Origin of the sequence: Streptomyces sp. CA-243310, assembly GCF_050936775.1 — a bacterium.
Lineage (GTDB): Bacteria > Actinomycetota > Actinomycetes > Streptomycetales > Streptomycetaceae > Streptomyces.
This window is the reverse complement of record NZ_JBNJMF010000002.1, coordinates 2,397,195-2,410,125: the sequence shown is the minus strand read 5'-3', so window position 1 is coordinate 2,410,125 and position 12,931 is coordinate 2,397,195. Positions and strand designations below refer to the sequence as shown.

At 73.4% G+C, this 12,931-nt stretch carries 13 protein-coding genes; 5 read left to right on the top strand and 8 right to left on the bottom strand.

The window, feature by feature from the left end; genetic code table 11:
* Positions 1-211 precede the first annotated feature (211 nt).
* The gene (locus ACQEVM_RS28525; RefSeq protein ID WP_433083691.1) at positions 212-1,264 is read left to right on the top strand and encodes a helix-turn-helix domain-containing protein; all 1,053 of its coding nucleotides are present in this window, start codon (positions 212-214) and stop codon (positions 1,262-1,264) included.
* A gap of 113 nt (positions 1,265-1,377) precedes the next feature.
* On the opposite strand, the gene ACQEVM_RS28520 is transcribed toward ACQEVM_RS28525, so the two are convergent.
* A complete protein-coding gene (locus tag ACQEVM_RS28520) occupies positions 1,378-2,538 on the bottom strand; it encodes an alkaline phosphatase PhoX (protein ID WP_433083689.1) in 1,161 nt (386 codons plus the stop codon).
* Between the two features lie 344 nt (positions 2,539-2,882).
* Between ACQEVM_RS28520 and ACQEVM_RS28515 the strand changes: the two genes are divergently transcribed.
* Positions 2,883-3,290 carry a VOC family protein gene (locus ACQEVM_RS28515; RefSeq protein ID WP_433083687.1) on the top strand — a complete coding sequence of 136 codons (408 nt, stop codon included), beginning with the start codon at positions 2,883-2,885 and terminating at the stop codon, positions 3,288-3,290.
* A 3-nt stretch (positions 3,291-3,293) separates the two neighbouring features.
* Here ACQEVM_RS28515 and nirD read toward each other — a convergent pair whose 3' ends face one another.
* Together nirD and nirB are read right to left on the bottom strand one after the other, a co-directional pair.
* Complete coding sequence (nirD, locus tag ACQEVM_RS28510) at positions 3,294-3,740, bottom strand: nitrite reductase small subunit NirD (RefSeq protein ID WP_433083685.1); 447 nt, start codon at positions 3,738-3,740, stop codon at positions 3,294-3,296.
* Positions 3,737-6,280, bottom strand: a complete 2,544-nt coding sequence (nirB, locus tag ACQEVM_RS28505; RefSeq protein WP_433083683.1) for a nitrite reductase large subunit NirB — start codon at positions 6,278-6,280, stop codon at positions 3,737-3,739. Before nirB ends, nirD begins: the two co-directional genes overlap by 4 nt.
* A gap of 363 nt (positions 6,281-6,643) precedes the next feature.
* On the opposite strand from nirB, the gene ACQEVM_RS28500 reads away from it, so the two are divergent.
* On the top strand, positions 6,644-7,420 hold the full coding sequence (locus ACQEVM_RS28500) for a sulfite exporter TauE/SafE family protein (protein ID WP_433083681.1): 777 nt from the start codon (positions 6,644-6,646) through the stop codon (positions 7,418-7,420).
* A 66-nt stretch (positions 7,421-7,486) separates the two neighbouring features.
* Here the strand turns inward: ACQEVM_RS28500 and ACQEVM_RS28495 are convergent, their stop codons facing one another.
* The gene (locus tag ACQEVM_RS28495; RefSeq protein ID WP_433083679.1) at positions 7,487-7,933 is read right to left on the bottom strand and encodes a DUF1772 domain-containing protein; all 447 of its coding nucleotides are present in this window, start codon (positions 7,931-7,933) and stop codon (positions 7,487-7,489) included.
* 91 nt (positions 7,934-8,024) lie between these two features.
* Here ACQEVM_RS28495 and ACQEVM_RS28490 point away from each other — a divergent pair, with 91 nt between their 5' ends.
* Positions 8,025-8,603 (top strand): TetR/AcrR family transcriptional regulator, encoded by a 579-nt coding sequence (locus tag ACQEVM_RS28490; protein WP_433083677.1) that lies wholly within the window; start codon positions 8,025-8,027, stop codon positions 8,601-8,603.
* A 165-nt stretch (positions 8,604-8,768) separates the two neighbouring features.
* On the opposite strand, the gene ACQEVM_RS28485 is transcribed toward ACQEVM_RS28490, so the two are convergent.
* The 4 genes from ACQEVM_RS28485 to ACQEVM_RS28470 all read right to left on the bottom strand — a co-directional run bounded on the left by ACQEVM_RS28485 (position 8,769) and on the right by ACQEVM_RS28470 (position 12,272).
* Positions 8,769-9,401, bottom strand: a complete 633-nt coding sequence (locus tag ACQEVM_RS28485; protein WP_433083675.1) for a class F sortase — start codon at positions 9,399-9,401, stop codon at positions 8,769-8,771.
* A 135-nt stretch (positions 9,402-9,536) separates the two neighbouring features.
* On the bottom strand, positions 9,537-10,079 hold the full coding sequence (locus ACQEVM_RS28480; RefSeq protein WP_433083673.1) for a hypothetical protein: 543 nt from the start codon (positions 10,077-10,079) through the stop codon (positions 9,537-9,539).
* A gap of 211 nt (positions 10,080-10,290) precedes the next feature.
* Positions 10,291-11,565, bottom strand: coding sequence for an ATP-binding protein (locus ACQEVM_RS28475; RefSeq protein WP_433083671.1), 1,275 nt, complete (start codon positions 11,563-11,565; stop codon positions 10,291-10,293).
* Positions 11,562-12,272: a hypothetical protein gene (locus ACQEVM_RS28470; RefSeq protein WP_433083669.1), complete on the bottom strand. Its 711-nt coding sequence runs from the start codon at positions 12,270-12,272 to the stop codon at positions 11,562-11,564. Before ACQEVM_RS28470 ends, ACQEVM_RS28475 begins: the two co-directional genes overlap by 4 nt.
* 178 nt (positions 12,273-12,450) lie before the next feature.
* Here ACQEVM_RS28470 and ACQEVM_RS28465 point away from each other — a divergent pair, with 178 nt between their 5' ends.
* On the top strand, positions 12,451-12,894 hold the full coding sequence (locus tag ACQEVM_RS28465) for a gamma-glutamylcyclotransferase family protein (protein WP_433083667.1): 444 nt from the start codon (positions 12,451-12,453) through the stop codon (positions 12,892-12,894).
* Positions 12,895-12,931: the final 37 nt, after the last annotated feature.

Below are 12,931 nucleotides of genomic sequence, written 5' to 3'. Positions count from 1 at the left end.
GTGCGACCGACCGCCAGGCCCCGCAAAGCCCCCCACGGCCTTCACGGAGCGTTTCGGTCGCACTGGAGTGTGCCCGGCGGAGTACAGGATTTCGGTTGTCACGCCCCCGCCGAAAGGGGTTTCAACTGTGGCCGAAAGGGCGTGGTGACCACGTGTGACGGCATGCATACTCATGGGGCGGGGGGATTGCGGTTGCACAGGTGGGGGTTCGGTGCTTCGTATCCATTTCACGGGAGTGGACCTCGCACGCGTACGGATGGCAGCACGTCCCGATGCGTTGTGGGAAACGATTCTCAGTTTTCACCGTTTAAGGGACCGGCGCGATGCCCGGCTGTTCGGTGAATGGCGTACGGAAACCCGGAGCCGGTTGAATGGTGAAACAAGGCTCCTCGGCGCGCTGATACCGGGGCGCGGCTATTTCCCGGATTTCCTGACTCCGCTAGAGGGTCAGTACGGGTGGGACGTGGGCCTCGACGCGCTGCGCGGGATCCGTCCCGAACGCATGCGGCGGGAGCTGACGCTGCTGGGCACGGGAGCCGGCTTCGGGGCGGCGTTCGGCATGCCCTCGGGCGTGAGCGACGGCGCCGACACCCTGGTCCCGCGACGCCTGCGGGACTTCATGGACGGCGGGACCAAGCACCTGCCGAGGCTGCTGGCGGAGCTGCGCGGCTACCACCGGGCGGCCGTCGAGCCGTACTGGACGCACATCCAGGCGCAGATCGAGGCCGAGCGGGCCGCCCGGGGCCGGGACCTGCTGGACGGCGGCGCGGACGAGCTGCTGGCCTCGCTGCCGCCGATGCTGCGCTGGCGCGCCCCGGTCCTGGAGTGCGACTACCCCGTGGACCGGGACGTGCGGCTGCGGGGGCGCGGGCTGCTGCTCCAGCCGTCCTTCTTCTGCCGGCGCACGGCGGTGACCCTGCAGGACCCGGAACTGCCACCGGTGCTCGTCTACCCGGCGGCGGCCCAGCTCGCCTCGACGACGCCCGGGGGCGAGGTCACCCGGCCGGTGGAGGAGCACCGCCAGCGCACCCTGGGCAAGCTCGTCGGACACACCCGCTCGGTGGTGCTGCGGGCCATCGGTGACGGCGCCACCACGAGTGAGCTGGCCCGCCGGGCCGGGGTCTCCCTGGCCTCGGCGAGCCAGCACGCCTGTGTGATGCGCGAGGCGGGCCTGGTCACCACCCTGCGGCGGGGCAACGCCGTGCTGCACACGGTGACCCCGCTGGGCGCGGCCCTGCTCAAGGGCGGGGCCGTGGCGTCCTGAGACCCGGTGCGGCCGAACCGGCCGGGGTGAGGCCCGGCCGGTGGCCGCGGGGGTCCGGACCCGTGCGGGGCCCGGACTCCCGCGGCGCCGGAGTCCGCGGCGGGACCCGGGCCCTACACGCGGAAGGGGCCCGAGACCTCGTAGGTGATGCCGCCGGCGGAGCTGCCGCTCGTGCCGCGCTGACTGCTGAAGTACAGCCGGTTGCCCGCGGGGGAGAAGGCGGGGCCGGTGATCTCCGAGGAGGACTGGCCGGTGATCCTCAGGAACGGGGCCACCACCTCGTCCGGGGTGATCACGCAGATGTCCATGCTGCCGCCGTCCTCGGCGACGTACAGGTCCCCGTACGAGGACCCGGTGACGTTGTCCACGCCGGTCAGCGGGGCCGCCCCGCCGGGGACCAGCGAGTCGTCGTAGGTCAACTCGTAGGTGCCGGAGGCGAGGTTCAACCGCCAGACCCGGTTGTCGCCCTTGGTGGTGAACCAGACCGTGTCGTTCGCGTAGTGGCAGCCCTCGCCGCCGTTGAACTTCCTGGCGCCGGAGACCTGGCTGCGGGTGACGGTCGGGGAGCCGTCCGGGTCGGGGACGGTGGCCCAGGTGAAGGAGCCGGAGGTGGCGCTGCCGGCCTTCAGGACCTGGAGGGTGCCGGCGGAGAGGTTGCCCCAGGTGGTGGGGACGAAGCGGTAGAAGCAGCCGTTCGTCTCGTCCTCGGTCAGGTAGATCACCTTGCGGACGGGGTCGGCGGCGGCCGCCTCGTGCTTGAAGCGGCCCAGCGCGGGCCGTTGGACTGAGGCGTTGAGCCCGTACGGGTCGGTCTCGTACACGAAGCCGCGGTCGACCTCCTCGCAGGACAGCCAGGTGTTCCAGGGGGTCTTGCCGCCGGCGCAGTTCTGTCGGGTGCCGGAGAGGATCCGGTAGGCGCCGGTGACGGCGCCGGCGGCGTCGAACCGCACGGCGCTCGCGCCGCCACTCGGGTTGATCTCCGAGTTCGACACGTAGATCCAGCCGGTGCCGTCGGCGAAGCAGGCGCCGCCGTCGGGAGCCTGGTGCCAGGCGTACGAAGTGCCGCCGACGACCTGCCCGGAGCGGGCGACGACGCGGCTGGTGAAACCGGCGGGCAGCATGATGCCGTTGGCGTCGGCCGTGCCGAGCGCCCCGTAGGGTCCGGCGCCGGGCTGGGCGGGCGCGGCGTGGGCGGCCCCGCGCGTCAGCGTGCCGGCGAAGGCGGCGGCCGAGGAGCCGATGACGGCGCCGCGCAGGAAGGTACGACGTTCCACGGTCACTCCTGGGGGAGACGGGCCTCGGCGTCCGGGTGGGCGGCGAGGTCGCACGCGTCGAGGAACCTAGGGGTGTCGAGTTGACGTGATGTCAATTCCTCATGACGCGGGAGCGACCTGCGCGAGGTCAATCCCCCGACCGGGGCCTCCGGGGCCCGGCGCCGCCGCCGGCCGCGGGTCCGCTCGCGACGGCGCCCCGGGCGCCCGTCCGACCCTCGCCGCGTGCCCCGCACGAGAATCCCGGAAAGTTTTCGCCGGGACCGATGAGTTTCACCGCCCCCCGCGGTCTATCCCTCGAACGCAACGGAAACCGCTGCGGCACCCGCGAGAGAAGAGAGACCGAGATGTCCTCCACCATGATCTTCGTCAACCTGCCGGTCAAGGACCTCGACGCCAGCAAGGCCTTCTGGGGCAAGCTCGGCTACTCCTTCAACGCCCAGTTCAGCGACGAGAACTGCGCCTCGATGGTCATCAGCGACACGATCGTCGCGATGCTCCTCACCGAGGCCCGCTTCAAGGACTTCACCCACAAGGCCATCACCGACACCTCCACCAGCACCGAGGTGCTGCTGTGTCTGAACGCCGAGAGCCGTGCCGCCGTGGACGAACTGGTCGACGGGGCCCTCGGCGCGGGCGCCACCGAGCCGCGCGCCGCCCAGGACCACGGCGTCATGTACGGCCGGGCCTTCGAGGACCTCGACGGCCACACCTGGGAGATCATGTGGATGGACCCGGCGATGATCCAGGGCTGATCCTCAGACGGAGACCGTGACGGTCCCGGCCGACAGCGCGAACGCGGCGGACGGCGCGGCGGTCGCGGGCGCCTCGGAGGCCGTCGGCGTCGCAGGGGTCGCGGAGGTCGGGGTGGTCACGGAGGTCGCGGTGGTCCGCACCGGGTAGGTTCGGACCGCCACCTCCTCGTCGTCCAGGCAGCGCCCCGATTCCAGGTCGAAACGCTGCTTCAGCAGGGGCGACGCCACGAACGTCCTGCCCCGCGCGCACCCCACCAGCCCCCGCGACAGCACGTGCGCGCCGGTGAAGGGGTCCTGGTTGCCGATGGCGTACGGGCGCCCCGCGCGGTCGACGAACACCGCGGCCTGACTCCCGTCGGGCAGCAGCGCCGCGACGCCGCGCCCCGGCACGAGCGAGGACAGCTCGCACACGGCGAGCCAGCGATCGTCCAGCCTCAGTTCCACGTTCATCGGGTGCCTCCCACGGGCTCCAGGGTCAGGATCGCCAGGTCGGGCTTGACCTGGTCGCGTTCGGGTACGAAGCGCACCGTCGGGTCGGGGGCGCCGGGCGCGTTGACGAAGGACACGAACCGGCCCAGGCGCTCCGGGTCCTGGAGCGTCTCGGCCCATTCGTCGCGGTAGTGCGCGACGTGGTCGGCCATCAGGGCCTCCAGCTCCGCGCACAGCCCGAGCGAGTCGTGCACGACGACGTCCCGCAGGTGGTCGAGGCCGCCCTCCAGCCGCTCCAACCAGGTGGAGGTGCGCTCCAGTCGGTCGGCCGTGCGGATGTAGAACATCAGGAACCGGTCGATGAGCCGGACGAGTTCGGCGTCGGACAGGTCCTGGGCCAGCAGGTCGGCGTGGCGCGGGGTGGCCCCGCCGTTGCCGCCGACGTAGAGGTTCCAGCCGCTCGCGGTGGCGATGACCCCGAAGTCCTTGCTCTGGGCCTCCGCGCACTCGCGGGCGCAGCCGGACACCGCCGACTTCAGCTTGTGCGGGGCGCGCAGGCCCCGGTAGCGCAGCTCCAGGTCGATGGCCATCCGGACGCTGTCCTGCACCCCGTAGCGGCACCAGGTCTGCCCGACGCAGGACTTCACCGTCCGCAGGGCCTTGCCGTAGGCGTGCCCCGACTCGAAGCCGGCGTCCACCAGCCGCGCCCAGATCCGCGGGAGCTGGTCCACGCTCGCCCCGAAGAGGTCGATGCGCTGCCCGCCGGTGATCTTCGTGTAGAGGCCGAAGTCGCGGGCCACCTCGCCGATCACGATCAGCTTGTCGGGGGTGATCTCCCCGCCGGGGATGCGCGGGACGACCGAGTACGAGCCGTTGCGCTGGAGGTTCGCCAGGAAGTGGTCGTTGGTGTCCTGGAGGGCGGCCTGCTCCCCGTCGAGGACGTAGCCGCTCGCGCCGAGCGTCGGGGCCAGGGAGGCGATGATCGACCCGACGGTCGGCTTGCAGACCTCGCAGCCGTCGCCGCCCCGGGCGCCCTCGCGGCCGTGGGCGTCCAGGATCTCCCGGTACGAGGTCAGTCGGCGGGTGCGGACGATCTCGTACAACTCGGCCCGGCTGAAGGGGAAGCAGCCGCACAGTCCCTTGTCGGCGGCGGCCGGCAGCAGCTGTCCGATGACCTTGAGGCAACTGCCGCAGCCGGTGCCCGCCTTGGTGCACTTCTTGACCTCGGGCAGGTCGGCACAGGCGGTGATGGCCTGCTTCGTGACGTTGTGGCAGGAGCAGATCACCGCGCTGTCCGGGAGCGCCGACGGGCCGAGCGCGACGGGCGCGCCGGCCCCCGCCGGCAGCACCAACTGCTCGGGGGCGACGGGCGGCACGCTCCCGGTGAGCGGGCGCAGCAGCCCGTACGCGTCCGCGTCCCCGACCAGGACCCCGCCCAGCAGCACCCCGTCGGGGGCGACGACCAGCTTCTTGTAGACGCCGGACCGGGCGTCCGAGTAGACGACGTCGAGGCAGCCCGGGGTGGTGCCGTGCGCGTCACCGAAGGAGGCCACGTCCACGCCGAGCAGCTTGAGCTTGGTGGACAGGTCGGCGCCGGTGAACTCCTTCTCCCGGCCGAGCAGGTCGTCGGCGGCCGTCTCGGCCATCTCGTAGCCGGGGGCCACCAGTCCGTAGACCCGTCCGTCGGAGGCGAGCGCGCACTCGCCGATGGCGTAGACGCGCGGGTCGGAGGTGCGGCAGCGGGCGTCCACACCGATCCCGCCGCGCTCCCCGACGGTCAGCCCGCTGTCACGGGCGAGCTGGTCACGGGGGCGGACCCCGGCGGAGAAGACCACCAGTTCCGTGTCCACGGTGGATCCGTCGGACAGCCTCATGCCGGTGACCGAGCCGTCCTCGCCGGTGAGCACCTCCTGGGTGCCGACGCCGGTGTGCACCGTCAGCCCCATGTTCTCGATGGTGCGCAGCAGGGCCCCGCCGCCGCCGTCGTCCACCTGCGCGGGCATCAGGCGCGGGGCGAACTCCACGACGCGGGTGACCAGCCCCAGGCCCTGGAGGGCGCCCGCGGCCTCCAGCCCCAGGAGCCCGCCGCCGACGACCGCGCCCGCGGTACGGGTCCTCGCGTACTCCTCGATGGCCAGCAGGTCCTCGATGGTGCGGTACACGAAGCAGCCGGGGGCGTCGTTGCCGGGGACCGGCGGCACGAAGGGGAAGCTGCCGGTCGCCAGGACGAGCACGTCGTACGGGAACACCCGGCCCGAGCGGGACACCACGGTGCGGGCCTCGCGGTCGATGCGCTCGGCCGGGTCGCCGAGGTGCAGGTCGATCCCGTGCTCGGCCATGAACCCGTCCGGGACCATCGACAGGTCCTCTGCGGTGGTGCCGGAGAAGTACGAGGTCAGGTGGACCCGGTCGTAGGCGGGCCGGGGCTCCTCGCAGAGCACGGTGACGCGGTGCGTGGCCGTGGCCCCGCGTTCGGCGAGGGCCTCCAGGTAGCGCTGCCCGACCATGCCGTGGCCGATGAGCACGATGGCGGGGGTGGGCGTGGGCGTGGCTGCGGCCATGATCAGGAGCCTCCGTCGTCGGTGGGCGGGTCGGTGGGCAGGGGGGGGGGGGGGGGGGGGGGGGGGGGGGGGACGGGCCGCTGCGGACCACCGCCGTGCGCTGCCGCTCCGCCGTCATGGCACGAGCGTGCGCGGCTGCTGTTTCCCCGCCGCATCGCCGTTGTTACCCGGACGGAACGCGCACCTCAGCACCGGGTCCAAGGGCCGGTGAGGCGTTGTCGTGCTGTTCCTGATGGCCCGGGCGCCGGCCACCGCCCTGCCGTTCCGCTCCCGATCGGGCGCCGGCCCGCCAAAGCTCAACCTTTGCGCAAGTTTCCGACGATTGATGGTTCCTGCACCCATCCGTTGCCTAGGGTCGAGGCCGTGCCTGACATATCCACGACCATGATCGTCGTCCTCTGCGTGGCCGCCGCCGCGGCCGGCTGGATCGACGCGGTGGTGGGCGGCGGCGGCCTGCTGCTCCTGCCCGCCCTGCTGCTCGGCCTGCCGAACGCCCATCCCGCCACCGTGCTCGGTACGAACAAGGCCGTGGCCATCGTCGGCACCGCCGGCGCCGCCGTGACGTACGTGCGCAAGGCGCCGGTGAACGTGAAGCTCGCCGTCCGGATCGGCCTCGCCGCGCTCGTCGGGTCGATGGGGGGCGCCGCGCTGGCCGGCGGGATCAGCAAGGACGCGCTGCGGCCCCTGATCATGGGCGTGCTCGTCGTGGTCGCGGGCGTGGTCATCTTCAAGCCGGGCTTCGGCGCCGCCCCGTCCACCGCGCCCGTGAGTCGACACCGGGTCCTGCTGGCCATCGGTCTCGCGGGTCTCGGCATCGGCTTCTACGACGGCCTGATCGGCCCCGGCACCGGGACCTTCCTCGTGCTGGCCCTCACCGCGCTGCTCCATCTCGACCTGGTCACCGCCTCGGCCACCGCCAAGATCGTCAACTGCTGCACGAACGCCGGGGCGCTGGCGATGTTCGCGTACCAGGGCATGGTGCTGTGGCAACTCGCCGCCCTGATGGCCGCCTTCAACCTGGCCGGCGCCATGGTCGGGGCCCGGATGGCCCTCAGCAAGGGCAGCGGATTCGTCCGCGCCGTGCTGCTGACGGTGGTCGGGGCGCTGGTGGTGAAGCTCGGCATCGAGCAGTGGGGCTGACCGGCACCCCGGCGGGGCGTGGCGCGCGGGGATCGGGCGCAGCCGGCGTGGTGTCGGCACGCGGGCTCAGGCGAGGGCGGTGACCAGCAGGGCGAAGGCGGCGATGATGACGGCGACGCGGACGTAGTGGAAGCGGTCCCAGCGGTTCATCTGCTCCTTCCAGCCGGCGGGCCGGTTCTCGGTGGTCCACGTCTTGCTCTGGTTGTTGATCGGGACGAGCAGCAGGAGCGACATGACCACGCTGAGGATCAGCAGTGCGCCTGCGGTGACGACGAGTCCGGCGCCGTCGTGGTGCCGGCCGGTCGTGGCCCAGACCGCGACGAGGACGAGCGAGCCGATGTACCAGACCGGCATGACGGCTCCGAGCATCCGGGCGCCGTGGCTTCGGCCGCGTTGGTTGCTGTCGTCGGGGAGGGCGTTGAGGATCGGGTTGATGACGAAGGCGACGGAGAACTCCACTCCCACCATGAGGCCGACGATCACGGTGGTGACGATCTCGAGTGCGTTGAGCATGGCTGCTCCTCCTGGAATCTAGCGGTGCTAGGTGATGAGGCAACGCTAGTCCTGCTGACGCTTGATTGTCTAGCGGTGCTAGGATCGAATCATGTCGGTACAGGAACGCAAGGAGCGCGAACGAGCGGTCCGCGAGCGCCTCATCGTGACGACGGCCCGCGAACTCGCCGAACAGCAGGGCTGGGACGCGGTCACCACCCGCCGGCTCGCCGAGCGCATCGAGTACAGCCAGCCCGTCCTCTACAGCCACTTCCGCGGCAAGCGCGAGATCATCGGCGCCGTCGCCCTGGAGGGCGCCGCCGAGATGGCCGCGGCGCTGCGGGCCGCGGCCTCCGCCGCGGACGGCCCGCGCGCCCGGGTCGCCGCCCTCGCCCGCGCCCACCTCGACTTCGCCGAGCGCAATCCGGCGGTCTACGACGCCATGTTCCAACTCGACGGCGGCCTGGCGTTCGCCGACGAGGAGACCCCGGAGCCGCTGAAGGACGCCTTCGCGGCCCTGTCGGAGACCCTCGGCGAAGTGGCCGGGGAAGGCGTCCACCCGGCGCTGTTCACCGAGGTCTTCTGGGCGGCCCTGCACGGGCTGGCCACCCTGACCCGGGCGGGACGGCTGCCCCGGGGTGACGCCGAGCGCAGGGTCGATCTGCTGGTGGACCGGCTCGCCGTGGTCTGACGCGCCGTAGGGCCGCGCGGCACGGCTCCTCGGGCCCGCGCGCCCGCCCGCCCGCCCGTCCGTGCGGCGCGGCGCGGCGCGGCGGCGGGTCGATCGGCCCCGCGCCCCGACCGGGCACCCGCCCCGGACACCGCGGGCCCTACCGGCGCCACTTCGACGACCGGGTTAGTGGGTTCCCGTCAGGTGCGCGAAGACGACGACGTTGCCCCGGTAGCCCGTACGCGGCGAGAAGCCACCGCCGCAGGTGATCACCCGGAGTTCGGCGCGCGGCGAAGGCCCGTACACGCGGTCGTCGGGGAAGTCCTCGGCGTCGTACACCTCGACGGCGTGGACGGTGAACACCGCCGTGCGTCCGTCCGCGCGTGCCACCTCGATCGCCGCCCCGCGGTGCAGCGCGCCCAGGTGGTAGAAGACGGCGGGACCGGTGGCGTGGTCGACGTGACCGGCGACGACGGCCGTGCCGACGGCGCCCGGCGTGACGCCCTCCCGGTACCAGCCCGCGAGGTCGCGCCGGGCGGGCGGCGGCACCTGGAGGCTGCCGTCGCGCTCCAGGCCCAGACCGGTCAGCGGGGCGTCCACGCGGATGACGGGGATCCGGATCCGGATGGGCGGGGAGCCGGGCAGCGGATCGATGCTGCCGGGGTACGAGGCCTGGGCGCTCAACGTGTTCAGGGCCTCGGCGGGGGAGGGCAGCGGCGGTCCCGCGGTCTCGGCGGAGCCGCTGGAGACGAGCCAGACGCCGACGCACGCGGCCAGGGCGAGGAGCCCGCCGCGGCCGGCGGCGCGGGAGGTGTCCATGTCTGCCCCCTTGCGTTCGGCGTGCAGATCCTGTGGCTGATCCGTCGCCCGACCCCGCGAACGGGGGGACCTCGCGGGGCGGGCGACGGGGTGCGGTACCGGTCGGACCGCGGCCGAAGCCGCGGCGGGCCTCCGTCAGCTCTGCGTGCCGCTCGCCCGGCGACGCATGAGCCAGGTACCGCACACGGCGACCGCGGCCAGGACGGCCGCTCCCGCCGCGATCTTGGCGGGGTTGGCCGTGGCGGTCGTCCCGCCACCCACCCCGGTGTGGACGTGGCCCTGCGGGCCGCGTTCTGTGACGACCAGGTTGCCGGTGGCGAACTTGCCGTTCGCGCAGGTCACCCCGATGTCGTAGGTGCCGGGTCCGTGGTGGCGGGAGACCTGGAACTGCCCCACGACGACCTCCTTGTGGGTACCCGGGACCAGTTTGAATCGGCCGCCGCCCACGGTGGTGGCGTCGCCGTCGGCGCTGCCGGCGGGGCCGCACGCGTTCGTGTTCACGGTGACGGTGGCCCCGGCGACGGCGGACTTGGGCCACACCTCCAACGGGGCGAAGTCCCCCGCGATGAAGCCGGGCATGCCGAGGTCCGCGGCGGCGACCGCTCCGGCGACCGGGCCGGCGAAGGCGACGGCGGTCAGCGCGGTGGCGGTGAGCACGTGTGCGGTGCGTCGGCGCATGGGGACTCCTCGGGACGCGGGGTCGTGATTCCGAGGTAACCCGGGGTGGAGCCTTCGTGCCTGTCGATGAGGTGTCAGGTATGCCGGTCCTGCGATCGTTCTCGCAGGTCAAGAGCGGTGTTCGGGTCATCTGCGGCCCCCGGCCGGACGGGTGAACCGCGCCCCGCCCGCCCCCGGGCCCGAACCTCCGGACCGCCCCGCCGCCGGACCCTCAGGCGTCGGGGAGCGTGACCACCGCCGAGGCGCCGGCCGGGGGAGGGTTGGACAGGGTGACCGCGGCGCCGATCACCGCCGCCTGACCGAGCGCGATGGTCAGACCGAGCCCCGTGCCCTGGCCCCGCTCCGGCGTCCCCGTCAGGAACCGCCGGGGCCCCTCCCGCAGCACCTCCTCCGGGAAGCCGGGCCCCTGGTCCCGGACCGTCACCGTGTTCCCGGACACCGTGACCGAGATCGGGCCCGCGCCATGGCGCCGGGCATTGACCAGCAGGTTCGTCAGGATCCGCTCCAACCGGCGGGCGTCCGTGCGGACGGACCCGGCGGCCTCGCCCCCGACGATCTCCGCCGCCACCCCGGAGCGCCGCGTGATCGACACCGTCAGCGGCCCCAGTGGATGCTCCTCCAGGCGGGCCTCCTCCCGGTCCGCGTCCAGTCGTGCCACCTCCAGCAGGTCCTCCGTCAGGGTCCGCAGCGCCGCGACCCGGTCGCGCACCAGTTCCGTCGGCCGTCCGGGCGGCAGCAGTTCCGCGGCCGTGTGCAGGCCCGTCAGCGGAGTCCGCAGCTCGTGCGCCACGTCCGCCGTGAACCGGCGTTCCGCTTCCAGCCGTTGCTGGAGACTGGCGGCCATGGTGTCGACGGCCGCCGACAGTTCGGCCACCTCGTCGCGCGTGCCCGGCGTCCCCGTCGGGCCGATCCGCGCGTCCAGATCCCCCTCGCTGATCCGCCGGGCCGTCTCCGCCGCCGCCCGCAGGTCCCGGCTCATCCGGCTGGCGAGCAGCGCACCGCCGACCGCCGCCAGGGCCACGACACCCACCCCGTACGCCACCAACTGCGTGTCCAAATCGTTCAGTTCGGCCCGCTCGTGAGCCAGTGACCGTCGTACGGACAGCACGTGCTCCCCGCCCACCGGCCGGGCCGCCCACACCGTCGGGTGCTCCCCGCCCAGGTCGAGCCAGGTCGTGCGCCGACCCGCGAGGGCCGCCTCCCGAAGCCCCGGCGGCAGACCCGGACAGTCGATCCGCGCGTCGATCTCCCCGACCCTGCCGAAGTCGAGCCCGCCCGTCAGCTCGTACACCTGTCGTACCCGGACCAACTGGGCCACGGCGCCCGCCCGCGCGGCCTCCCCGACCTGACGGACCCGAGCGTCGTGGATCAACAGGCCGATGGTGACGGCGACGAGCGAGCACCCCACGGCCAACAGGGCAGCGATCTTCCAGCGCAGACCGAGTACCCCCGGCAGCCGCCGCACCCGCGCCCCGAGGCGCCTCACCGGCCCACCCGCCCGCGCTGCGCCCCCGAGGAGACCCCGGGGGCGGACGGCGCCCCGGACGTACCGCCGGAGCCGCACCCGCCGTAGCGGCGCTCCTCGCTGACGACCGTCATCCGCTGCCCGTCCCACTGGTAGCGGACGGCCTGCCGGCCGCCCGCGTCCGCCGCCGTGCGGGTCAGCAGGTCCCGGCCGAGGGACTCGACCGCCATCCGCCGGCCCGTCGCGAAGAGCACGGGAACGATCTTCCCGTCCTGCGCCGTGTACACGGTCAGCGCGGTGCGCCCCGAGTCCGTGTCGGCCGCGACGATCAGTTCGGGCTTCCCGTCGCCGGTCAGATCCAGGTACACGGGCGGTCGCAGGCCGGGCTCGCCGGGGCCGTCGATCCGGCCCCGGGTCGCGTAGTGCGCCATGTTCCGGTCCGCCCGCACGACGGCCGCGACGTCCACCCCCGCCAGACCGTTCGGGCCGAGGGCGGGGGCGTGCGGCAGCGGCGCCGGGGGCGTGCGTCCGTTGCCGGCCTCCGCGCCCGGGGAACGGGGGGAGTCGTCGCCCCAGGCCGGCCAGAGCGGTTCGGGTCGGGGCTGGATGGAAACCGGGGGCGCCGGCTCGCCCGCGGCGAGCCCGTCGGGCGAGGCACAGCCGCCCGCCACCGCGGCGAGGGCGCACAGCAGCAGGGCGGCGAGGGAGCGGTGGATCGATCGCGTCATGGAGGAGGACAGCCGTGGGGTGGGGGACGGGCGGAATCCGATGATGGACGGGGCCCGTCACGGGGACCGGGAGATTGTGTAACAGCGGTGCGTACGGTGGGATCGGGCGGGGGAAGTCGGGCCTTTCGGCCCGGGTCCGACCCCGCCGAACGTCCAGTGGAACCCGAAGGAGCACCCCGTGACATCGGTCGATCGGCCGGAATCGGCCGGATCACCCCTGCCGTTCTTCGTGTACGGCACCCTGCGCCCCGGCGAGGTCAACCACGACCTGTTCCTGCGGGGCCGGGTCGTCGCCGAGACGCCGGCCACGCTCCCGGACGCCGTCCTCTACGAAGGCCCCGGATATCCGTACGCCGTCGCGCGCCCCGGCGCCGCGATACGCGGCGAGCTGATCACCGCGGCCCCCGGCCGGTACGCGGAACTGCTGGTCGCGCTCGACCTGCTGGAGGAGTACGAGGGACCGGACCGGCCGGGCAACCTGTACGACCGGGTCGTCCGCGAGGCCCTGCTCCGGGACGGCACCCCGGTGCCCGCGTGGGTGTACCTGGCCTCCCCGCTGCTCGCCCGGGACCTGGCCGCCTCCGGCACCGAGATCCCCGGCGGCGACTGGCTCGGCCGCTGACCGGCCCCACCCGACCGAGGGGAGGGGAGGGGCGTCG

Bases quoted from the DNA above. Each gene is read 5' to 3' on its own strand.
- ACQEVM_RS28515 (WP_433083687.1), top strand. From the start codon at position 2,883: ATGTCCTCCACCATGATCTTCGTCAACCTGCCGGTCAAGGACCTCGAC.
- ACQEVM_RS28495 (WP_433083679.1), bottom strand. From the start codon at position 7,933: ATGCTCAACGCACTCGAGATCGTCACCACCGTGATCGTCGGCCTCATG.
- nirD (WP_433083685.1), bottom strand. From the start codon at position 3,740: ATGAACGTGGAACTGAGGCTGGACGATCGCTGGCTCGCCGTGTGCGAG.
- ACQEVM_RS28470 (WP_433083669.1), bottom strand. From the start codon at position 12,272: ATGACGCGATCGATCCACCGCTCCCTCGCCGCCCTGCTGCTGTGCGCC.
- nirB (WP_433083683.1), bottom strand. From the start codon at position 6,280: ATGGCCGCAGCCACGCCCACGCCCACCCCCGCCATCGTGCTCATCGGC.
- ACQEVM_RS28485 (WP_433083675.1), bottom strand. From the start codon at position 9,401: ATGGACACCTCCCGCGCCGCCGGCCGCGGCGGGCTCCTCGCCCTGGCC.
- ACQEVM_RS28480 (WP_433083673.1), bottom strand. From the start codon at position 10,079: ATGCGCCGACGCACCGCACACGTGCTCACCGCCACCGCGCTGACCGCC.
- ACQEVM_RS28490 (WP_433083677.1), top strand. From the start codon at position 8,025: ATGTCGGTACAGGAACGCAAGGAGCGCGAACGAGCGGTCCGCGAGCGC.